Source organism: Longimicrobiaceae bacterium, from assembly GCA_035936415.1.
Taxonomy (GTDB): domain Bacteria; phylum Gemmatimonadota; class Gemmatimonadetes; order Longimicrobiales; family Longimicrobiaceae; genus JAFAYN01.
In genome coordinates, this window is the sequence record DASYWD010000595.1 from 1 (window position 1) to 21,172 (window position 21,172).

General features: G+C 71.3%; 20 protein-coding genes. 8 read left to right on the forward strand and 12 right to left on the reverse strand.

Annotation, left to right across the window (positions count from 1 at the left end):
- Positions 1 to 331 (reverse strand): tetratricopeptide repeat protein (locus VGR37_23950; protein HEV2150474.1); only part of this gene is annotated, 331 nt, incomplete at its 3' end.
- A gap of 223 nt (positions 332 to 554) precedes the next feature.
- Between VGR37_23950 and VGR37_23955 the strand changes: the two genes are divergently transcribed.
- A complete protein-coding gene (locus VGR37_23955) occupies positions 555 to 1,727 on the forward strand; it encodes a hypothetical protein (GenBank protein ID HEV2150475.1) in 1,173 nt (390 codons plus the stop codon).
- 197 nt (positions 1,728 to 1,924) lie between these two features.
- The gene (locus VGR37_23960; protein ID HEV2150476.1) at positions 1,925 to 3,346 is read left to right on the forward strand and encodes a S8 family peptidase; all 1,422 of its coding nucleotides are present in this window, start codon (positions 1,925 to 1,927) and stop codon (positions 3,344 to 3,346) included.
- A gap of 286 nt (positions 3,347 to 3,632) precedes the next feature.
- Here VGR37_23960 and VGR37_23965 read toward each other — a convergent pair whose 3' ends face one another.
- Positions 3,633 to 4,916, reverse strand: a complete 1,284-nt coding sequence (locus tag VGR37_23965) for a serine hydrolase (protein HEV2150477.1) — start codon at positions 4,914 to 4,916, stop codon at positions 3,633 to 3,635.
- A 286-nt stretch (positions 4,917 to 5,202) separates the two neighbouring features.
- Entirely contained in the window at positions 5,203 to 7,326 is a 2,124-nt protein-coding gene (locus VGR37_23970) for a S46 family peptidase (GenBank protein ID HEV2150478.1), read from the reverse strand.
- Positions 7,327 to 7,551: 225 nt separating this feature from the next.
- Between VGR37_23970 and VGR37_23975 the strand changes: the two genes are divergently transcribed.
- The 3 genes from VGR37_23975 to VGR37_23985 all read left to right on the forward strand — a co-directional run bounded on the left by VGR37_23975 (position 7,552) and on the right by VGR37_23985 (position 8,834).
- Positions 7,552 to 7,974, forward strand: coding sequence for a hypothetical protein (locus VGR37_23975; protein ID HEV2150479.1), 423 nt, complete (start codon positions 7,552 to 7,554; stop codon positions 7,972 to 7,974).
- A 136-nt stretch (positions 7,975 to 8,110) separates the two neighbouring features.
- Positions 8,111 to 8,335: a DUF4160 domain-containing protein gene (locus tag VGR37_23980; GenBank protein ID HEV2150480.1), complete on the forward strand. Its 225-nt coding sequence runs from the start codon at positions 8,111 to 8,113 to the stop codon at positions 8,333 to 8,335.
- Complete coding sequence (locus VGR37_23985) at positions 8,313 to 8,834, forward strand: DUF2442 domain-containing protein (protein ID HEV2150481.1); 522 nt, start codon at positions 8,313 to 8,315, stop codon at positions 8,832 to 8,834. Before VGR37_23980 ends, VGR37_23985 begins: the two co-directional genes overlap by 23 nt.
- 19 nt (positions 8,835 to 8,853) lie before the next feature.
- Here VGR37_23985 and VGR37_23990 read toward each other — a convergent pair whose 3' ends face one another.
- Complete coding sequence (locus tag VGR37_23990) at positions 8,854 to 9,444, reverse strand: RNA polymerase sigma factor (protein HEV2150482.1); 591 nt, start codon at positions 9,442 to 9,444, stop codon at positions 8,854 to 8,856.
- Between the two features lie 546 nt (positions 9,445 to 9,990).
- Here VGR37_23990 and aceK point away from each other — a divergent pair.
- The gene (gene aceK / locus VGR37_23995) at positions 9,991 to 11,706 is read left to right on the forward strand and encodes a bifunctional isocitrate dehydrogenase kinase/phosphatase (GenBank protein ID HEV2150483.1); all 1,716 of its coding nucleotides are present in this window, start codon (positions 9,991 to 9,993) and stop codon (positions 11,704 to 11,706) included.
- Between the two features lie 19 nt (positions 11,707 to 11,725).
- On the opposite strand, the gene VGR37_24000 is transcribed toward aceK, so the two are convergent.
- The 4 genes from VGR37_24000 to VGR37_24015 are packed head-to-tail and all read right to left on the reverse strand — an operon-like array spanning position 11,726 to position 15,261.
- Complete coding sequence (locus tag VGR37_24000) at positions 11,726 to 12,835, reverse strand: HAD-IIIC family phosphatase (GenBank protein ID HEV2150484.1); 1,110 nt, start codon at positions 12,833 to 12,835, stop codon at positions 11,726 to 11,728.
- Positions 12,836 to 12,874: 39 nt separating this feature from the next.
- The gene (locus tag VGR37_24005) at positions 12,875 to 14,053 is read right to left on the reverse strand and encodes an acyl-CoA dehydrogenase family protein (protein ID HEV2150485.1); all 1,179 of its coding nucleotides are present in this window, start codon (positions 14,051 to 14,053) and stop codon (positions 12,875 to 12,877) included.
- Positions 14,050 to 14,298 (reverse strand): acyl carrier protein, encoded by a 249-nt coding sequence (locus tag VGR37_24010; GenBank protein HEV2150486.1) that lies wholly within the window; start codon positions 14,296 to 14,298, stop codon positions 14,050 to 14,052. Before VGR37_24010 ends, VGR37_24005 begins: the two co-directional genes overlap by 4 nt.
- 36 nt (positions 14,299 to 14,334) lie before the next feature.
- Positions 14,335 to 15,261, reverse strand: coding sequence for a 3-hydroxyacyl-CoA dehydrogenase family protein (locus tag VGR37_24015; GenBank protein HEV2150487.1), 927 nt, complete (start codon positions 15,259 to 15,261; stop codon positions 14,335 to 14,337).
- Positions 15,262 to 15,603: 342 nt separating this feature from the next.
- On the opposite strand from VGR37_24015, the gene VGR37_24020 reads away from it, so the two are divergent.
- The gene (locus VGR37_24020; protein ID HEV2150488.1) at positions 15,604 to 16,416 is read left to right on the forward strand and encodes a helix-turn-helix domain-containing protein; all 813 of its coding nucleotides are present in this window, start codon (positions 15,604 to 15,606) and stop codon (positions 16,414 to 16,416) included.
- A gap of 93 nt (positions 16,417 to 16,509) precedes the next feature.
- On the opposite strand, the gene VGR37_24025 is transcribed toward VGR37_24020, so the two are convergent.
- From VGR37_24025 to VGR37_24040, 4 genes are all read right to left on the reverse strand, one after another.
- Complete coding sequence (locus VGR37_24025) at positions 16,510 to 17,118, reverse strand: YceI family protein (protein HEV2150489.1); 609 nt, start codon at positions 17,116 to 17,118, stop codon at positions 16,510 to 16,512.
- A 44-nt stretch (positions 17,119 to 17,162) separates the two neighbouring features.
- Positions 17,163 to 17,924 carry a 4'-phosphopantetheinyl transferase superfamily protein gene (locus VGR37_24030; protein ID HEV2150490.1) on the reverse strand — a complete coding sequence of 254 codons (762 nt, stop codon included), beginning with the start codon at positions 17,922 to 17,924 and terminating at the stop codon, positions 17,163 to 17,165.
- Positions 17,921 to 18,706 (reverse strand): thioesterase II family protein, encoded by a 786-nt coding sequence (locus VGR37_24035; GenBank protein ID HEV2150491.1) that lies wholly within the window; start codon positions 18,704 to 18,706, stop codon positions 17,921 to 17,923. Before VGR37_24035 ends, VGR37_24030 begins: the two co-directional genes overlap by 4 nt.
- A gap of 104 nt (positions 18,707 to 18,810) precedes the next feature.
- Positions 18,811 to 19,035: an MbtH family NRPS accessory protein gene (locus tag VGR37_24040; protein ID HEV2150492.1), complete on the reverse strand. Its 225-nt coding sequence runs from the start codon at positions 19,033 to 19,035 to the stop codon at positions 18,811 to 18,813.
- Between the two features lie 816 nt (positions 19,036 to 19,851).
- Here VGR37_24040 and VGR37_24045 point away from each other — a divergent pair.
- Positions 19,852 to 21,147: a tetratricopeptide repeat protein gene (locus VGR37_24045; GenBank protein ID HEV2150493.1), complete on the forward strand. Its 1,296-nt coding sequence runs from the start codon at positions 19,852 to 19,854 to the stop codon at positions 21,145 to 21,147.
- Positions 21,148 to 21,172 lie beyond the last annotated feature (25 nt).

Consider the following 21,172-nt stretch of genomic DNA (forward strand, 5'->3'; position numbering starts at 1 on the left):
GCCGCAGCCACGGGTCCTCCGGCCACCGGCGGAGCGCCCCCTCGTAGCGCGTCTCCGCGGCGGGGACATCCCCCGCCCAGTAGAGCGTCTGCGCCAGCATCCTCGCCGCGTTCGCGTCCTCCGGGTGCGCGGCGGCGTGGCGCCGCAGCAGCTCCGCGGCCCCGGCGAAGTCCCGCTCGTCACGCAGCCACGACGCTTCGGCCAGGGCGTCCGCGGGAGCGGGGGTCTGTCCGCGGGCCGCGGCGGGCGCCGTGAGGGCGACGACGAGCGCCACGAGGAGCGGGAGCGGAGCGCGGCCGGAGGGGCGCGCGCCACGCGGGGCGTGGTCCATGGACGGCACAGGGTGCGGCGGGTGGTGCACGGGGACCGTGCGGGGGCGGAGCCGGGGGATTCTCGCGGAATGACGACCCGGCCGGAGGCGGGGCCACGACCGCACGTCTGGATGGATGAGCATTCAGTCTAGTGGGCGCCGAGAACAAAGTCTATCCCCCGCGGCACGGAGGTTCCATCTTGCGCCCGTCTCCGAGCCCGAGCCACGCCTTCAGACCCCGACGATGCCAGACGACTCCGACCGACTTTCGCTGTTCGCCGTGACCGCGCCCGGGCTGGAGGAGCCGTGCGCGGCGGAGCTGCGGGGGATGGGGATCCAGGGCGTGGCGGAGCCGGGGGGTGTCGCGTGGGAGGGGCCGCCCGCGGAGCTGTACGACGCGAACCTGCGGCTGCGGACGGCGAGCCGCGTCCTGGTGCGCGTGGCGGAGTGGAAGGCGCGCACCTTCTTCGAGCTGGAGCGGCACGCGCGCAGGGTGCCGTGGGAGCGCTTCGTCCAGCGAGGCGGCAGGGTGCGGCTGCGCGTCACTTCGAAGAAGTCGAAGCTCTACCACGAGGGCGCCATCGCCGAACGGCTCCTGGACGCCGTGGGGCGGAGCGTCGGCGAGGTGGGCGCCGCGGAAGCGGTCCGCGGGAGCGAGGAGGACGACGAGGGCGCGGACGGGCAGCTCTTCGTGGTCCGCTTCGTGTACGACCGCTGCACGGTGAGCGCGGACGCCTCGGGCGCGCTCCTCCACCTGCGCGGCTATCGCCAGGCGGTCGCGAAGGCGCCGCTCCGGGAGACGCTGGCCGCGGCGATGCTGCTGGGGAGCGGGTGGGACGGCACGGCGCCGCTCCTGGACCCCATGTGCGGCTCCGGGACGGTGGCCATGGAAGGGGCGCTGCTGGCGCGGAGGATCGCCCCGGGGCTCGCCTCCGCGGACCGCTCCCCGCGGCGCTACGCTTTCCAGGAGTGGCCGGACTTCGACGCGCGCCTCTGGGAGGAGACGGTGGAGCGCGCCACGGAGGAGATCCTGCCGGCCTCGCCGGCGGTGATCCAGGCGTCGGATCGGGACGCGGGGGCGGTGGAGGCCGCCCGGGCGAACGCGGAGCGCGCCGGCGTCGCGGACGACCTCGCGCTGGACGTGCGGGCGCTCTCCGCGGTGGAGCCGCCGCCGGGGCCGGGGTGGCTGGTCAGCAATCCGCCCTATGGCGTCCGCGTCGGGGAGACGGAGGGGCTCCGGAACCTGTACGCCGCGCTGGGCCGATTCGCGCACCAGCGGCTCCCCGGCTGGACCCTCGCCCTGCTCTCGGCCGAGAAGCGGCTGGAGGCGCAGGTGCGCATCGGGTTCCGGGAGGCGCTGCGGACGAAGAACGGGGGGATCCCGGTGCGGCTGGTGGTGGGCCAGACGGAGCCATAGGCCGCCCCTTTCTAGTGCACGGCTCCCTCTGATGCACCAGAATTAGGCGGTTTGGTCCGCTCACTTGAGACTATTATCCAGCAGGCCAACGACTTACGGAATTGCGTGATCGGGTCCTCCAGTTGCTGTAGCGGCGGTGCCGTCATGGTTTCCGAGGGAGGGTCCTCCCTCATCACCCCCGTACCGTAGAGGGTCCCATGCACCGTAGCACCGCAGTGTTGCTCGGAGGAATGGTCGTGGCGCTCGCCGCCTGCTCGGACGACACTCCGAGCCCCGTCGTGCCGGAAGCGGTTCCGGCGCCCCAGCTCGCCTCCGGCCCCGGGGGAGCCGCGGTCCCGGACCAGTACATCGTCGTCCTCAAGGAGGGTGCATCACCCGCCGCGGCAGCGGCGGCGGTCGGCGCCACTCCGCGCTACGTGTACCGGGCCGCGCTCAACGGGTTCGCCGCGAAGTTGAACGCCGGCCAGCTCGCCGCGCTCCGGAACAACCCGCACGTGGCGTACGTCGAGCAGGACGAGGTGGTCACGCTCAGCGCCACCCAGAGCAACGCAACGTGGGGGCTGGACCGCATCGACCAGCGAGACCGTCCGCTCGACAGCTATTACACGTACAACGCGACTGGGGCAGGGGTGAACGTCTACATCCTCGACACCGGCATCCGCTACAGCCACACCGAGTTCGGCGGGCGTGCCGTCGCGGGGTACGACGCATACGGCGGCAACGCCAGCGACTGCAACGGGCACGGGACGCACGTGGCCGGCACCACCGGGGGTGCGACGTACGGCGTCGCGAAGAGTGTGAGGCTTGTCTCGGTGCGCGTCCTGGACTGCGCCGGGTCCGGCACCTGGAGCGGTGTGATCGCGGGGGTGGACTGGGTGACCGCCAACCACGTCAAACCGGCCGTGGCCAACATGAGCCTGGGCGGCGGCGCCAACAGCGCGGTGGACCAGGCGGTTCAGAACTCCATCAGCGCGGGGGTGACGTACGCCATCGCGGCGGGGAACAGCAACGGGGCGAACGCCTGCAACTACTCCCCGGCGCGTGTGGGGGCGGCGCTCACCGTAGGCGCGACGACCTCCTCCGACGCGAGAGCCTCGTACTCCAACATCGGGAGCTGCCTGGACCTGTTCGCACCGGGCTCCAGCATCACCTCGGCCTGGTACGGGAGCGACACCCAGATCCACACCATCAGCGGCACCTCGATGGCCTCGCCGCACGTGGCCGGAGTGGCCGCGCTCTACCTGCAGAACAACACGACGGCCTCGCCCGCGACGGTGGCCAACGCCATCACCAGCACGGCAACGACCGGCAAGGTGACGAGCGCCGGGACCGGCTCGCCGAACCTCCTGCTCTACTCGCTGCTCACCGCGCCGCCGGCTCCGCCCAGCGTCTACGTGCTCTGCGACTCCGGAAACAACCGCTGCGAAGCCTATGCATCCGGAGGGAGCGGCGGTGGGTACAGCTTTGTCTGGACCAATGCCGTCGAGCTATATGACGCGGGCGGGTACAGCTACGCCGATCCGTATTGTGATTCCTGGGCCACCGCGACCGTCACCGATAGCAGCGGAGGCCGGGCCAGCGCGTCGGACTACTACAGCTGTGGCACGGCCATACCCTGACATGCACAACGCCGGCGTCGCTGGCAATTCAACGCGCCGCAATTGGGCTCGTGGCTCGAAAGAACCGGATGAGCCGACGCGGGTTGTCCCTCCCGCTCCAGCCTAATCTTGGGCCGGGACACGGGTGGGAGAGAACTGAACTGAAGCAGCGGAGAACACCCATGAAGGTAAGCGGGGCCGGGCACTCCCGGCTCCGCTCTCCACCTCCAGATGTCGCGCCAGGTTAGGAGTATGCTTACTGCACCATCTTCGGATATGCCTATTTCGCCACTGCCCGGAGCGCGATTCACCCCCGCCGCTGAACCGAGGCCAGTACCCGCTGGATCAGCCCATCGAGCTGGGCGTTGTCGATCCAGCGGGCGACGACCACCAAGTCGTTCTCCGGGTCCACGTAGACCAGGTTGGTACCGTTCCCCAGGTGCGCGAAGGCAGACGCGGGGGCGCTGGGGAAGCGCTTCTGCTCCGTGTTCAGGAACCAGTTCATGAAGCCGTAGCCGGGCTCGACCGGGGTGGGAGTCAGCGCCATCCGCACCCATGCCTCCGAGAGCACCTGCCGGTTCCCCCACCGCCCCCGCCGCAGCGTCAGGTAGCCGAATCGCGCCATGTCCCGCGCGCTGATGAACATCCCCCCGCCCCAGTGCCCGCCCCCGCTCACGGACTGGATCGCGTGCCCGTCCAGCACCACCCAGGAGTTCTCGTACCCGTACCAGCGCCAGGTGCGCGACGCGCCGATGGGCTCCATCACCTCTTCGCGCAGCACCTCCGGCAGCGGACGGCGCCACACCTCCAGCGCCGCCAGGGCGAGCGCGTTCACCCGCACATCGTTGTACTCGTAGACCGTACCCGGCGCGTTGCGCGTCCGGGTCAGCCACTCGGCGGTGTTCTGCGACGGCCGGTCCGCCCAGTCCGGCTTCCCCCACAGCGTCCCCTCCCAGTCGCTGGTCTGGCGAAGGAGGTGGTTCCAGGTGATGGTGCGGTTGTGCGGGGACGAGAACGGGTCCAGGAAGGGGGAGCGCCCCACCCGGGAGGGGTCGCCGCTGCGGCGGTCCTCCTCCAGCGGGAGAACGGGGGCGGTGTACTCCGCCACGCGGTCGTCCACGCTACGAATGAGCCCGCGGTCCAGCGCCACGCCGACGACCGTGGAGAGGAAGCTCTTGGTGACGCTGAAGGTCATGTCCACGCGGTGCGGATCGCCCCACTCCGCCACGATGTAGCCGTTGCGGACGACGACCCCGGTGGGGTCGCCGCGCTCCCTGAACGGCCCCACCGCCTCCCCGAAGGGCTCCCGCCCGAACGACTGATAGTGCGCGAGCGCCAGGTTCCGCGGCGCCCTGCTCTCGTTGGCCAGGGCGAACTCCACCGCCTCCCGCAGCCTCGCCGAGTCCATCCCCACCTGCTGCGGCCGCCGCCGCTCCCACCGCTCCCCCGGCTCGGGGAAGTAGGTGCGCCCCTGCGCGGCGGGAGCGGCGCGCCCCCCCGCGGTGTCTGCCGGCGAGGCGAACGCGTGGACGGGAGCAGCCGGTGCGAGGAGAAGCGCTGCGGCGAGAACGAAACGGAAGTCGTGTCGCATGGAGATAGCGGTCTCGTTCAGGTTCCGTCGGGGGTGGGAGAGCGGAGGCGCCTGGCCCCCTCTCCCCCCGGTCCCCTCTCCCCCGCAAGCGGGAGAAAGGGGGAGCACGACAACAGCAGGACTTTCGGCGCACAGAGCCGCGTGAGGGATGCGAGCCCGAAGGGGCGAGACCCCGCGGCTGTTTGCGGGGGCTCGCCGCCGTTGAGCACGGTCGTCTCGTGCTCTACGGCGCCGCAGCCCGACCCCCGCAGGGGGTCACGCCCAAACCCGGCCGTTCAACGCAGGCTCAACGGCCACCCGTCAGCTCGGCGACCAGACGCTGCGCCCGGTACACGTCGCGCAACGCTTCCAGCATCCCCGCCGAGTGCACGGAGATGGTCCGGTTCTGGGTGTCGTCGAAGATGAAGTTGCCCGGCAGCGACTGCAGGTTGCCGTCGAACGCCAGCCCCACCACCTCCGCGTTCCGGTTCACCACCGGCGACCCGGAGTTGCCGCCGATGATGTCGTTGGTGGACACGAAGTTGAACGGCACGTTCAGGTCCAGCCCACGGGGCGGCCCCTCCCAGCGGGACGGGAGGTCGAAGTCGCCCTCCTGGTTGAACGCGAGCGCGCGGTCGTAGAGGCCGTAGTACGTGGTCTGGTGCGGGTGCAGCCGGCCGTCCGCCTCGTACCCCTTCACGACGCCGTCCGCCAGGCGGAGGGTGAAGGTGGCGTCCGGCGGGACGTCGGTGCCGAACACGTCGAAGAAGGCCTGCCCCAGGTCCGCGCGGCGCAGCGACTCGCGGGCGGTGATGGCTTGGAGCGCCTGCTGCCGGGCCACCAGGAGCGGGAGCACCTCGCGAGCGGTCCGCAGCACCGGGTCGGGGCTGGACGCGGACGCGCCCTGCTCCAGGAGCCGGCGGCGGGCGGCCGTGTCGGCCAGGGTGTAGCCGGCGACGATCTCCCGGGCGGCCACCTCCGGGGTGCGCCCGGCGAGCACTGCGCGGAGGATCTCGTCGTCGCGCGGGACGTTCTCCTGCGCCACGTGGAGGAGCTGCGTCAGGCGAAGCACCTGCTCCTCGGCGGGCGCGGGGTCGTGCGCCAGGGCGGCGGCACGGAAGCGGGCGTTCTCCGGGTTCTCCAGCGCGCGGGCGAGCGCGAGCGCCTGGCCCAGCGCCCCGGAGTTCAGGTAGGCGTTGTAGAGCAGCCCCGGCGCGAGCCGACGCTTCGCCGCCTGCAGCGCGGCCAGGGAATCCCACGCCGGGCCGTAGCGCTCGCGGAGCCGGGCGTCGCGCTGCACCGCGGCCCGGAAGTCACGCTCGAAGGCCACCTTGCGGCCGAAGAGCGCCGGGTCGAGCGCGCCCTCGCGCCGGCCGGTGATGGCCTTGATGCTGTTCTCGATGGAGAAGAACTCGTCGCGCAGCTCCAGCCCGCGCTCGGGGAGGCGCCGCATCACCTCGCGGATGGCGTCGCGCTGCGCGCGGAACACCGCGAGCTGCGCCACCTGCTGCACGTCGCGCAGGTACTCGAGCTGCGCCACCGTGAACTGGCGCTGGGTGGAGGCCGGGTTGCCGACCACGAACACCGGGTCGCCCTCGCGGGCGCCGGCGGCGCTCCAGCGCAGGTGGCCGGCGGGGCGCAGGGGGCGCCCGTCGTCGCCGTACACCCGGTACAGCGCCATGTCCAGGTTGAAGCGGGGATAGTTGAAGTTGTCGGGGTCGCCGCCGAAGAAGGCGATCTTCTGCTCGGGGGCGAACACCAGCCGCACGTCGTCGTAGCGGCGGTAGGTGTACCGCGAGTAACGGCCCCCGTTGTAGAACTCCACCACCTGGTAGCGGGTCCGGCCGTCCGGCTCGGCCGCCTCCAGCTCGCGGATCACCTCGGCGCGCCGCGCCACCCGCTCCTGCTCGGTCCCGGCACCCTCCAGCGCGCCGCGCACCCGCGCGGTCACGTCCTCGATGGCGACTAGCTGCTCCACGAACAGGTCGGGGACGCGCCGCTCCTCGGCCAGCGTCCGGGCGTGGAAGCCGTGGGTGAGCAGGTCTTCGCCCGGGCGCTGCGCCGGGTCGAAGGTGGGGACGGCGCAGTGGTGGTTGGTGAGCACCAGCCCCTGCGGCGAAACGAACGAGGCGGAGCACCAGGTGGCGAAGCGGAGCGCGGACTGGCGGACGTTGTCGAGCCACGCCTGCGTGGGGCGGAAGCCGTAGGTTCGCTCCAGGTAGTCGAGCGGCGGGAAGTCGAAGGTCCACATCCGCCCGGTGTCGAAGGGGCGGGCGCGGAAGGTGTCGAACTGCGCCAGCGGGTCGGCCGCAGCTACGGCGGCGGGGACCGGCGCGGACGGGAGCGTCGCCGGGGGCGCGGCCGCGGGGGCGGTGGCGCATGCGGCCAGCCCGGCGAGCAGGAGCGCCGGAAGTGAACGGGATTTGAGCATGGCTGCCGTTGTGCTGTGGTGCAGGGATCGGAGACGTCCGGCGCCGCCGGGGGAGTCCCGGGGCGCACGGTTCCAGGCTAGCACGCTCCGGCATACCGGGTGCCACCGGAGAAAGTGCGGTTTCCGCCACGCCGCGGCGGGCGGGCGTGGTGGCGGCTTACAGGCGTGCAACTTGCCTCGGTGCCCCGGGTTCCGAAAGGGTACACCTGGACGAGGAGGACGAGCATGGCACGCTATGGATGGGACTACCAGGGCGAGATGCGGGGCGGCTACGACGCGGGGTACCGTGGCCGCGGCGGGGGATGGACCGGCGGCCGGGCGCGCGAGCGGGGCTACGACCCGGGCTACCAGGGCGGCGGGTGGGGGATGGAAGGGCTGTTCAACACCATCACCGGCGGGCGCGGGGAGCGCGGGTACGACCGCAGTCCGTCGCCGTATGGCAGGAGCTTCGGACGCAGCCGCTTCGGAAGCGGGTACGGCGGCTCCGAGCGCGGGGAGGGGTGGGGACGATACGGCGCGGACTACGGCCGCCCGGGCGGGCTGTTCGACCGGGGGTATGGGGGAGGGTACGGCGGCGGAAGGGGCTACGACCGCTGGTTCCGGAGCCGCGGGACGGGCCGCGACCGCTACGACCGAGGCTGGTTCTGAGCGTCTCCCGCAGCAGGGAGCGTCGTCGGGCCGGGATTTGGAGGCGATCCCGGCCCGACGATCGTCCGGGACTTGCTCACAACCCAGCGATAGGTTATCGTCGGTGCCGACGGTTCATCGGGAGAGCGGATTCTCCGTGCGGATCTACACCCGCGACCACGACCCGCCGCACGTGCACGTGTTCAGGAATCGCGATGTGGTGAAGATCACCCTCGGCGACGAGGACACTGCTTCCGAGGTGCTGGAGGTCAGGGGGATGCGCGACCCGGACGTGATCCGCGCGGTGCGGATCGTGGAAGCGAACTGGCGGGACTTCCTCGAAAGGTGGGACGGGATCCATGCCCAGGACACCACGCACTGAGGCGGAGATCCGCTCCGCGATCCCGGGGGCGCGCACCCGCGCGACGCACGCCGACGCGGCGGAGCCGCGCGCCACGGGCGCCTGCTACGACGCCGTGAACGGGCGAATCGTGGTGGAGCTTGCGGGCGGCTTCGTGTTCGGCTTCCCGCCGAGCGTGTCGGCGCGGCTCGCCGACGCGGCGCCGGACCAGCTCGCCGCCGTGGAGGTGGAAGGGAACGGGGAGGGGCTGCACTGGGAGGAGCTGGACGAGGACCTGTCCGTGCCGGGGCTCCTCGCGGCCAGCTTCAACCTGCGCCGGTGGGCCGCAAAGCACATGGGAGGCGCCACCAGCGAGGCCAAGGCCGCCGCCGCGCGCGAGAACGGGAGAAGGGGGGGGCGCCCGCGCAAGGAGGGGAGCGTACGGGCGGTGGCGGAGGGCCGGCGCACGTACCCGGAGCCTCCCGCGGAAGGAGGCCCGGGAAGCGGAGAGACGGAGCACGGCGGCGGGGGCCGGGAGTAGATCCCCCCGCCCCGCCGCGCTACACCACCCCCTGGAGGGTCGCCTGCAGTGCGCTCCGCGCCCGCAGCACCCGCATCTTCAGGGCGCTCACGGAAGCGTTCAGCATCGGCGCCATCTCGTCGTAGGAGCGGCCGTCCACGTGGCGGAGGAGGAACGCCTCGCGCTGGTGCTCGGGGAGCGCGGCGAGTGCCCCCTCGAGTGCTTCCCGCAGCTCTGCCCGGTCGGTCCGCAGCGCCGGGCCGTCGGAGTCGGGCGCCGCGGCGGTGTGCTCCTCCAGGGGCACGACCGTGCGGCGGCGCCGCTTGAGCTGGTCGCGGCACCGGTTCACCACGATCCGGTACAGCCACGCGCCGAAGCGCGACGGGTCGCGGCAGCTCTCCAGGTGCGTGTACGCCTTCACGAAGCTGTCCTGCACCACGTCGCTCGCCAGGTCGGCGTCGCGCAGCATCCCCCGCGCATAGCGGTGGAGCACGGCCTGGTACCGCTCCACCAGCACGGCGTAGCAGCCGGTCTCGCCGGAGAGGACCCGCACCACCACGTGCGCGTCGCTCTCCGCCTCACGCCCTGCCGGGGAGCCCCGCGGCTGGTCCGGCTGTGCCGAGCCGCTCATCCGCCCGAGCCCAGGAACGGGGAAGCAGGCGCGGCGAGGTGCATAACGCAGGAAGGCAGCACGGCGAGCGGGGGCACGGTCATCGATCGTAGGGGTCGGGTCGGCGAGGGCGGTCCGGGCGTGCGGCGGGGACGTCCGCGTCCCCCGGATGGAACGCGCGAGCCCGCCGGTTTCTGACACGGGGGGCGACGGCCAGGTGCGTCGATCGCGTCCGGGGGTCCGGCGGGGGCGGCCTGTACGGGGCGGAAACGAGGAGAGCAGCGGTACGGCTCGTTGGTGGAGGAGGTGGAGGCGAGGCGGGGGACGGCGGTGGACGAGCGCGCCTCCGTACAGGGCCCGGTGTCGGCAGGGAAACATTCGTACCACGGCCGCGGCGGCGCCCCAGCTGCTCGCAAGCCACAACCATGCAGCGGCTTGCGGCGGGTCGGCGCTACTGCTCCATCGGGAGCGGGGTGTATCCGTACGAAGCACCTGCTCCGCTGGGATACAGCCTCGCGGCCCGGATCTTCCACTCCGCGGCGCGCGAGACCCGCACCCGGAGCACCGATGAGGGAGATGCACACCGATCCCGCGGAGGCGATCCTGGCCGCCTTCGAAGCGTACCTCGCCGCCTTCGGCGAGGTGACGCGTCGCGCCCCCGGGCGCTTTCTCCGCCGGGAGTGGCGCGCCGCGCAGGAGGAGGCGGCCGAGCGGCTCACGCTCTACCCGCGCGAGGTGGACCGGGCCGTGGCCGAGCTGCGCGGCCGGATCCCGCCGCCGCCGCCCGACGCGGCGGCAGACGCGGAGTGGAAGGAGCGCTACGCGGAGCGGGTGCGTGGCCGCGCGAACTCGGAGCTGGCGGCCACCTTCTTCAACTCGGTGGTGCGGCGGGTGCTGGGGACGAGCGGCGTGGACCGGCGCACCGAGTTCACCGCAGACTGCCCGGAGTGGCCCCTCCCCGACGCGCCGCCGCTGCACGCCACCCTTCCCGCCGACGCGGTGGACGCGGCCTGCTTCGAGCGTATCTTCCGCGCGACGGAGCTGGCGGACGCCTTCGCAGACCCGTCCGGGGACGCGGCGCTCTGCGCGCGCGAGGCCCGCCTCCAGCTCGGGGAGGACGCGAAGCGGGTCGCAGCCGCCGAGGTCCTCCCCTTCCTCTTCTACCGCAACAAGGGCGCGTACGTGGTCGGGCGGCTGCGGCTGACGAGCGGGGAGGTGCGCCCGCTCGTCGTCCCGCTCGCGCACCCGGCGGAGGGGGTGAGGCCGGACGCGGTGCTCACCTCACCGGACGAGGTGAGCGTGGTGTTCAGCTTCGCGCGCTCGTACTTCCATGCCGACACCGGGCGGGCCCGGGAAACGGTCGAGTTCCTCCGCACCCTGATGCCGGCCAAGGCGGTCAACGAGCTGTACAGCAGCCTCGGCCACAACCGGCACGGGAAGACGGAGCTGTACCGGGAGCTGGTGCGGCAGCTCGCGCAGCCGGACGCCCGGTTCGAGCCGGCGGAAGGGGTGCCGGGGCTGGTGATGCTGGTCTTCACCCTTCCCGCGTACAACGTGGTCTTCAAGGTGATGCGCGACACCTTCGCGGCGCCCAAGACCGTGACGCGCGAGCACGTGAAGGACCGCTACCGCCTGGTCTTCGCCCACGACCGGGTGGGGCGGCTGGCGGACGCGCAGGAGTTCGAGGGGCTGGAGTTCCCGCGGGAGAAGTTCGCGCCGGAGCTGCTGGAAGAGCTGGTGGCGCAGGCGGGGGAGAGCGTGCGGGTGACCGACGGGTGCGTGGTGATCGACCACCTGTACACGGAGCGGCGGCTGCGCCCGCTGGACCTGTACCTGCGCGAGGCGGACGAGCCGGCGGCGCGGGCCGCGGTGACCGACTACGGGAGCGCCATCAAGGACCTGGCCTGCGCCAACGTGTTCCCCGGCGACCTGCTCCTCAAGAACTTCGGCGTGTCACGCCACGGGCGGGTGATCTTCTACGACTACGACGAGCTCTCGCTGCTGACCGAGGTCCGCTTCCGCTCGCTCCCGGTGGCGCGGAACGAGGAGGACGAGATGAGCGCCGAGCCCTGGTTCTCCGTGGAGGAGGGAGACGTCTTCCCGGAGGAGTTCCTCCCCTTCCTGGTCCCCGCAGGGCCGCTGCGGGAGATCTTCCTGGAGGAGCACGGGGACCTTCTGACGGCGGGGTTCTGGCGGGAGATGCAGCGGCGGCAGGAGGCGGGCGACATCCCGGACTTCTACCCCTACCCGCAGGAGCGGCGGCTCCACGCCGGGAGCGGGTGAGCCGCCCCCGCTCCGCTCCCTACTCCTCGATCCGGACGTCCACGTAGTCCGGGAACGGCTGGATCCCCTCCAGCTCGTGCTCCAGCAGGATCAGCCCGTCCGTCTCGGACACCTCGCGGAAGCCGCCGAACTTGTAGGTCACGTACATCATCCGGTTGCGCCCGTTGTGCCTGAACTCGGCGCGGAACTTCACCCCGGCGTCGCGGGCCAGCATCATCACGTGGTTCATCAGGATCGTCCCCACCCCGCGCGACATCACCCGGCACGACATCAGGAGCAGCTTCAGCGTCCACGCCTCGGCGCCCTTCTCCACCAGCGCCAGGCCGATCTTGCCGTAGGTGCCGTAGCGGTCCTCCAGGGAGGCGACGAGCAGCAGGTGGTCCGGCGACCGCCGCAGCGCGTTCAGCTCCTCGTACGAGTAGGTGTAGCCCGTGGTGTTGAGCTGGTTGGTGCGGACGGTCAGCTCCTCGGCGCGCTGCAGGTCCTCCTCGCCGCAGCGGGCGAGGGTGAAGCGCATCCCCAGCGTGGCGAGGAACTCGTCGGTGGGCCCCACGTAGTCCGCCTCCGCCCGGTTCCGCGCGATGTCCGCCATGTACATGCGCCGGCGGGTGCGCGAATCGTCGGTGATGAACTCCGGGTTCATCTCCGGCAGCTCCAGGAGGCCGTCCAGCTCCGCCGTGTCGATGCAGAGCACCTCCGGGTGCGTGTGGGCCACCTCCTCGCGCTCGAAGGGCTGGTCGTCCACGAAGGCGATTGCGTCGATCCCGATGTTGATCGACCTGCGGATCTGCTCGATGGAGCTGGCCTTGGAGTTCCAGTTGACCTGCGGATACAGGAAGAACTCGTCCAGCCCCAGCTCGCGCAGCTTCGCCATGGCCGTGTCGTGGTCGTTCTTGCTCGCCACGGACTGCAGGATCCCGCGCTCGTCCAGGGCCCGGATGATTCCCGGCACCTGCGGCTTGAGGACGACCGTGGGGTCCTCCAGCAGCACCCCGTCCCAGACGGTGTTGTCCAGGTCCCAGACGACCACCTTGATCTTTCTCGTCTTGCGTCCGTCCCCGGACGGCGGCGCCGTGGCGGCCTCCGCGCCCGCGGGGAGGGTGGCCGTCGGCGTCTCGGTCTCGCTCATGGTGCTGCTCACGAAGGTTTCGGTGCGTGGTGTGGTCGGTCAGGCGTTCGACGCGTCGAACCGGCGGTATTCGTTCTGCGCGATGGTGACCTGCTGGATCTGCGTGCTCCCCTCGATGATCTCCATCACCCGGGAGTCGCGGAGGTAGCGCTCCACGGGATACGCCTCGCTGCACCCGTTGGCGCCGTGGACCTGCACCGCGGCGAGCGCCGCCCGGGTCGCGGCAGTGGACGCGAAGTACTTGGCGGCGAAGATCTCCTCCACGGCGGTAGGGTCGCCCGCGTCGCGCAGCTCCGCCGCGTGCCGGCAGAGGAGGCGGGCGGCGCGCAGCTCCGTCGCCATGTCCGTGATCATCCGCTGTACGAGCTGGTGCTCGCGGATGGGGCCGCCGAACTGCTCGCGCACGCTGGCGTAGGCGAGCGAGGCGTCCAGGCACGCCTGGACGATCCCCACGCACCCGGCGGCGACGCTCAGGCGCCCCACCTCCAGGACCGAGAGCGCCACTCCGATCCCGAAGCCGGGGCCGCCGATGCGGTTCTCCTTCGGCACGAAGGCGCCGTCGAGGTGCAGCTCCGCCAGCATGGAGGCGCGCGTCCCCGTGATCCCCCGTAGCGGCTGCACGTCCAGGCCGGGCGTGTCCCGCTCCAGCAGGAACGCCACCGGCTTCCCCTCCGCCTTCGCGAACACCAGGAAGAGCCCGGCGAGCTGTCCGTAGGTGGTCCACTTCTTCCGCCCGTGCAGGCGGTAGCCGCCGTCCTCCGCGACCGCCTCCGTCTCGATGGCGGCGGCGTCGCTGCCGGCCCCCGGCTCGCTGAGCCCGAAAGCGCCGATGGTCTCGCCGCGCGCCAGCGGCCGCAGCCAGCGCTCCTTCTGCGCGCGGCTCCCCCAGCGAAGCACGGCGTAGACCGCCATGCTGTGCACGGTGAGCAGCGAGCGGATGGACGAGCACCCGCGGCCCAGCTCCTCGTTCAGCACCGTGAAGGTGGCCCAGTCCGCCCCCGCCCCGCCCTGCTCCGCCGGCACCAGGGCGCCCAGGTAGCCCGCCTCCGCCATCGCGCGGACCGTCTCCGGCGGCGTCGTTCCGGCGCGGTCCCACTCGCCCGCGAAGGGGACGATCTCCCGCTCCACCCACGCGCGGATCCCCAGGCGGTCCCAGGCGCCTCCGTCGTGCGGGCCGGCGGGCGTCACGACCTCCGACGCCCCGGCCGGCGCGCTCACGTGGCGGGCGCCGCGGCCTTCCGCTCCACCAGTGCCGCGATGGCGTTCACGGAGCGGAAGTTGTCGATCTCCAGGTCCTCGTTCTCCACGGTGATCCCGAACGCCTGCTCCACGAACTGGACCAGCTGCATGGCGAACATGGAGTTCACGAACCCGGTCGCGAAGATGTCCTCGTCGTCCTGAAGCTCGTGCCCGCGGACGTGCCGGCCGATGAACTCGCGGATCCTGGTCTTGTTGTCTTCCATCGCTCTGCTCCCCTGCCTTCGATCGTTGTTGTGTGGTCAGACCGTGTAGTCGAAAAAACCCTTCCCGGTCTTTCTTCCGTGCAGGCCCGCGTCGACCATCTTCCGGAGCAGCGGGCAGGGACGGAACTTGGGATCCCCGTAGCTCTCCTGGAGCACCTCCAGCGAGTACAGGATGGTGTCCAGCCCGATCAGGTCGCCCGTGGCGAGCGGCCCCATCTTGTGCCCGAAGCAGGTGACGAAGATCCGGTCCACGTCCTCCGCGCTGGCGACGCCGTCCATCACCTCCCACACGGCCTCGTTGATGGTGAGCATCAGCACGCGGTTGGAGACGAAGCCGGGGAGGTCGTTCACCACGATCCCCTCCTTCCCCATCTGCTTCAGGAGCTGGAGCGCGGTGCCGACGGTCTCCGGCGAGGTGTAGTGGCCGCGGATGGTCTCCACGACCGGCTTGAGCGGCACCGGGTTCATGAAGTGCATCCCCAGCACCCGGTCCGGGCGGCGGGTCCACCCGCCAATCCGCGTGATGGAGATGCACGACGTGTTGGCCGCGAACACCGCGTGCGGCGGGCAGACCTCGTCGATGACGGGGTAGATCCCCTTCTTGACGGCTTCCTTCTCCGTGGCGTTCTCCACCACGAAGTCGCACTCCGCGAAGGGCGCGTAGTCCGTGGTGAAGGTGATCCGCTCCATCAGCTCCGGGAGCGCCGGGCCGCCCTTCTGCCGGGCGATCATCCCGTGGAAGCGTACGTTGCGCTCGATCTCGCGCCTCGCCCTGCCCAGGACCTCGTCCTCGAGGTCGAGCAGCACGGCGCGATGCCCGGTCTGCGCCAGGCTCTGCGCGACGCCCACTCCCATCACCCCCGCGCCGACCACGCCCACCGTGGCGATCCGGCGTGGCGTGTCCGGGGTGTCCTCGTCGTTGGCTGCCTCGACCGGCGCGAAGGCCGCAGAGGTCGTGTTCATCGCGTCGTCGGTTGGTGTGGGTACCGGACTGCTCTTCGTCGAAATGGCCTGCTCCGGCGATGAAGAATAAACGGAAGGCGGCCGATACTCAATCGATGCCGCGTACTATGTGAGGCCGTCCCGGCCGGGTCTCGACTCCCCGGCCGCGCCGCCGTAACGTCCATCCACACCGCACGCCGGGCCCCTCCCTCGCCCCCGCCCTCCCAGGCTGGGCCGAAGCTTGCTGGGCACACCCCGGAGAAACGCGCTCCCGGAATGACCTCCGCCGCCCTTCAGACCGCTCTCCGGCCCCTGCCTACCTACCTGCATATGGGTGCCAGGCCCGCGCGCCTCCTGTTCGTCATGCATCCCGACGCCGTGCTGCGCGAGCGGGTGCACCGGGCGGCCGGGGAGCGGTTCGAGTGCATCACCGTCCCCACGTGGGAGTCGCTGGCGCGGTTCCTCGACGAGGCACCGCTCACCTCGCTCGCGGTGGTCGATCCCTACGCGGAGATGCCGGGCCGCAGGGAGCTCTCTCCCCAGCTGCGGATGCTCCTCGGCCGATTCCCCGCAGTGACGGTGCTCGCCGCGCTGGAGATCCAGCCCGGGCGCTTCCACGACCTGCGCACCCTGGGCGAGTGGGGCGTCTCCGAGGTGATCGCCCTCGACCGGGACGAGACCACCGAGAGCATCGCGCGGAAGATCCGGGCGATGCAGGGGCGCCTGACGCGCAGCTTCCTCACGAACGCCCTTCCTTCGTTCGTCTCCAGCCGCGGGCGGGCGGTGCTGCTGGCCGCGACCGAGGTCGCCACGGGCGGCGGCCAGGGAGCCGACCTGGCCTCGGCGCTCAACCTCTCAGACCGCGCGCTGCTCCGCTGGTGCGAGCGCTCCCACCTCCCACCGCCCCGGCGCCTCCTGGCGTGGATCCGGGTGCTGCTCGCGGCGGAGCTGCTCGACTACCCGGACGAGACGGTGCTGTCGGTGGCGCACACCTGCGGGTACGCCACCGACAGCAGCCTCCGCCGAGCGGTGTACGAGTTCACCGGCGCCACCCCCACCGAGCTCCGGCGCACCGGCGCGTTCGCCACGGCGGCCGACGCCTTTCTCGCCGAGCTGCTCCGGCTGCGCGAGGCCGCGAGCTCCGACCCGCGGACGGGCGGCGAGGACCCGGACTAGGCGCCGGGTGCCGCACAACGCCAGCCTCGTTGCAGAATGCGGCACCGCTCCCCGTCGGCAGCCGCCTTCGCGCCCCGATCTCACGGCCGCGCGTCACGGTTTGCGGATCGCGGCCAGCTCGAGGACGATCTGCACCTCGTTGCTCACCACTACGCCCCCCGCCTCCAGCGCGCGGTTCCAGGTCAGCCCGTAGTCGGTCCGGTCCAGCCGGGTCGTGGCGTTGAACGCCATGCGCTCCCGGCCGTCCGGCCCGCGCACCGGCCCCGCCCGCTCCACGTCCAGCGTGATCGGCCGGGTGACGCCGCGCATCGTGAGGGTGCCGTCCAGCTTGAACGACTCGCCGGAAGCCGCGCGCACGCGGTTCGCCGTGAAGCTGATCTCCGGGTGCTTCTCCGCCTCGAAGAAGTCGGCGCTCCGCAGGTGGGCGTCGCGCCGGTCGTTGTCCGTGTCGATGCTGGCCGTCCGGATCGTGGCGCGGGCGCTCGACGCCGCCAGGTTCTGCGGGTCGTACACGATCGTCCCCGAAAAGTCGCGGAAGCGACCGGTCACCGTGCTGATTCCCATGTGCTTGACCCTGAACAGCACCTGCGAGTGGGACTGGTCGATCTCGTACTCGGCGGCGGCCCCGCCCGTGCGCCACGCCGGCAGGACGCCCATGCCCAGGGCCAGCACCGCGGCCAGCATCGTACGACGCGTCTTCATCCGGGTCTCTCCTGTGTTGTGCATGGTTCGACCGCCGGGTCCGGCTACCGCGTAGCGGGCTCTTCCCAGCGCCAGCAGGCGAGGCCCCATCCGTCGCCCTCCACCACGACCGCGGCCCGGTACCCCGGCGCCGGGTCGGGGAGCCCCCGCAGCGACCACCGCTCGGCCTGGTTCGGGTCGCGCGACGCCAGCAGACGCGCCGGCTCGCCCGGCGCCAGCGTCACGTCGAAGACGTGCAGCGGGAACGAGAGCCCCTCGCCCACCGCCTTGATGAACGCCTCCTTGCGCGTCCAGCAGTTGAAGAACGCGTCGTCGCGGATCTCCGCCGGGAGCGCCCGGAACGCAGCCACCTCAGCCGCCGAGAAGAACCGCTCCGCGATCTGCAGGCCGTCCTCCATGGGGCGCACCTCCTCCACGTCGACGCCGAGCTCCCGACCCGCGGCCACCGCGTAGAGCGCCATCTCCCCGGAGTGCGACACGTTGAAGCGGAGCCCGCCCGCGGCGGGCTCTCCGGCGAGCGCCGGCTTCCCGTGCGACTCGTAGCGGAACTCCACCCTGCGGGGATCCAGCCCCAGGTAGCGGCCGAGCATCGACCGGAGCACCCCGCGCGCCACCGTGAAGCGCCTCCGGTCGCGCTCGAAGTGGAAGCGGCCCGCCCGGGCCCGCTCGTCCGGGGCGAGCAGCGCGCCGTAGCGGCGCACCGCCTCCCCGGGCGGGTCCAGCGGCGCGGACCAGACGTGCACCTCCCCCTCCCGCGCCGTGACGGTGTCCGGGGCGGACCCCCAGGCCGGATCGGCCGCGCTCACGCCCGCTGCGGCTCCCGCACCCGGCGCAGGATCCCCTGGAGGTCCTGCGCAAGGTCCCGGAGGACCACGGGAAGGGCGGAGTGGATGAAGAAATGGTCGCCGGGCACCATGCGCAGGGAGAAGCCCGCGCGGGTGTGCTCCGCCCAGGCCTCCATCTCCGCGCGGTCCGCCTTGGGGTCGTTCGTCCCACCGCTCGCGGTGATGGGCACGTCGAGCGGCTCCTCCGGCGGGTGGACGTACGTCTCGTGAATGGCCGCATCGGCGCGGAGCAGCGGGATCAGGAGCTGCATCAGCTCGTCGCTGTGGAACACTTCGTCCGGGGTCCCGTTGAGGCGCCGGATCTCCGCGACCAGCTCGCCGTCCGGGAGCGCGTGGATCGGCGGGTCCCGGTCGGGGAGGTGGGGCGCGGGACACGCGGCCGCGAACAGTTGCTCCGGCCCGCGCATCCCGCGCCGCCGCAGCTCCCGCGCGAGCTCGAAGCCGACCAGCGCGCCGTTGCTGTAGCCGTAGAAGGCGAACGGCGCGTCCATGTGCGGCGCGAGCGCGTCGGCCAGCGTCTGCACCAGGGGGGCGAGGCGGTCGAAGGGCGGCTCGGCGAACCGGTTCTCCCGTCCAGGAAGCTGCACCGGGCACACGTCGACCTCTGCCGGAAGACTCTGCTGCCAGTCGCGGTAGATCGAGGCCCCGCCCCCGGCGTAGGGAAAGCAGAAGAGCCGGAGACGCGCCGCCGGGCCAGGGGAGCGGCGCGCGATCCAGCGGTCCGGCGCGGTGTGGAGCTTCATGGCTGCGTCGTCGGCTGCCCAGGGGTGCGTGAAGACCCCGGCGGGGGCTTGCTCCCCCGCCGGGGTGGTGTGCGGTGCCGCAGGATCGGGGTCGCCGGCCGGGATCAGCCCTGCCCGGCCGCCTGCATCTTCTCGCGGAGGCTCTTCGGACGCATGTCGGTCCAGACCTCCTTGATGTAGGCGAGGCAATCGTCCTTGAGCCCCTCCTTGCCGACGGCTTCCCAGCCGAGCGGCAGATCCTTGTGGGCCGGCCAGATCGAGTACTGCTCCTCGTGGTTGACGACCACCTTGTAGATCGTGGTGTCTTCCTTCTCGTCCCTGCTGCTCATCGTACCCCCAGGGTGGTGTGGTGGATCGGACGCGAACGCGCCGTGACGGAGATGCCTTCCCGCTCCGTCCCGGATCCCTGCGCGCCCACGGCAGGCGGAGGACCGGGAGCTCCCAAAGTTGCTCCCGCGAGAGTCCGACCGGCACCTCGGCCTCGTCAAGACTCTTGTTCGGGCGGGGGCGACGCATTAATACTGCAGGCCGTGACCACGTAGAGCGGCTGCTCCGGCGCACCCTGCCTGAACCGCGCGTCCGGAAGGCCCGAAACGGCGCAACCCGGCGCGGCGAGCGAAACAACATAGGCAATTCCCCGCCTGCGCGCAACGGGTGTCGCAAAAGATCCCGCCGACCGGCCGTGGGGGGGCGCTCCGGGATCCAGCATCCGGGCACGCTGCCCACGCTCTCGCGAAGTGCGGCACGCGGAACGGGCATCGAGCCGGGGCGGCTCGGGTCGCGGACAGCCCCGGAGCATGGGCGGACCCTCGATCATCCAACGAGATTCCTGCTCTTCCACCGGCTCCGCGCACACACCCTCCACCCGGGCGTCCACTCTGGCCCACGGCTTGCTGTACACTTCGTCAACAGCCGGCGCGTCAGGCATTTGCGGACAGCCGGACACCGGCTTCCGTAGCTCAACAGTGAACAAAGCATCACCTCCGGTGGTATCAGGCACGAGATGAGAGCACAAAAATCGTGCTCAGGTCATGGCGTCCACAAGTCGAGGCTATTACTATATCCGTACGTCTAAGTACGGAGATAGCCTGCAACCTTCCCCCCGACTCCGCGATTTCGCCTTCGAAATCACCCTAGGAGCCCAGATGAAGACTACCAAACCGAAGAGTGGTTCCCGCCGCGCCCCCCGTCCGGTACGGGTTCCGCCTCCGCTCACGCGTGGCGACGAAAAGTTCGAAGGCTCCAGCGTCCTTTCCGAGTTCGAGGGGGAGTTCGGGATCCTCCTCTGGCAGTCGCTCCGCAACGTGCTCCTCTGGGCCGCAACGGATCCTGCCCGCCGGAAGGGCCTGTTCTCGGCCGGGGCGGAGGAGCGGCGCCGCGTGAAGCTCCTCTCCGCCGACATGGACGACGCCCTGCGAGGGCCGCTGGCCGTGATCGCGCGGCTCCTCGCGGATCCCGCCGGCGCGGACCGCCGCCGCGTAGCCGCCGCCTGCCAGCGGATCGGCGAATGGGCCGAGAAGAACGACAAGACCGCCACGTCGCTGGCGTACATCCAGGCCGCGGCGCTGACAGCCGCGAGTGACGCGCGGCTGTCCTACTCCGTCGGCCGCATTGCGCGTGAACGGGCCGAATATCCGAGGGCGGAGACCTGGTTCCGCCGCGCGATCCTGCTTGGCCGGCAGAGCGGCGACTGGGAGTCGTATGCGCTCGCGTTCGGCGGACTTGGCAACCTGTATCTGCAGCGCGGCAATCTGCCAGCGGCCCACAAGTCGTTCCTGCGTGCGTATCGGGCAGCCAAGCGCAAGGGATTGCGGAACGTTCAGGGCATGGCCTTGCACGACCTGTTTGTTGTGGCCGTGAAGCGCCAGCAGGTTCGCGATGCTGAGGAACTCGCTGCATCGGCACTGCGGGCATATGGGCCGAACCACGCTCTGCTGCCGGTACTCGCACACGACGTGGCAGTGTTCTGGATGGACCAGGGCATCTTCGCACCCGCGCTCACGGTGCTAACAGCTCTCCAGACGCATTTCCCGCGTGCAGGCATGCATGCCCGCGTGCTCGCACACATCGCGAAGGCAGCAGCAGGTATTGACGACCGAAAGCGCTTCGAGGAAGCCTGGAGCGCTGCCGCGTCACTCGCCGGTGGAGCCGGGCCAGTCGAAAAGGTAGCCTGGGTCTATCTAGCGCTTGCAGAAGCGGCCGCGATGATGCAGGAGTGGGACAGGACGATCGATGCTGCAAAGCGTGCCATCCTCCTCGCCGACGCTCGGGAGGAGACGCAGGTCAAGGACCAGGCTGAAGCCTGGCTCGTGCAAGCTAACGAGGAGCAGTCCGCTCGTACGGCGGTGAAGTCGGACATGGATCCCTGGGTTCAAGATCATGCGGATTCTCTCGCAGTGAATTTCGCAAGATCTCTGGAGAGCAAGGTAGCCGCGCGCTGAAAGTGAGAGAGCCGCGCGCTTAGGG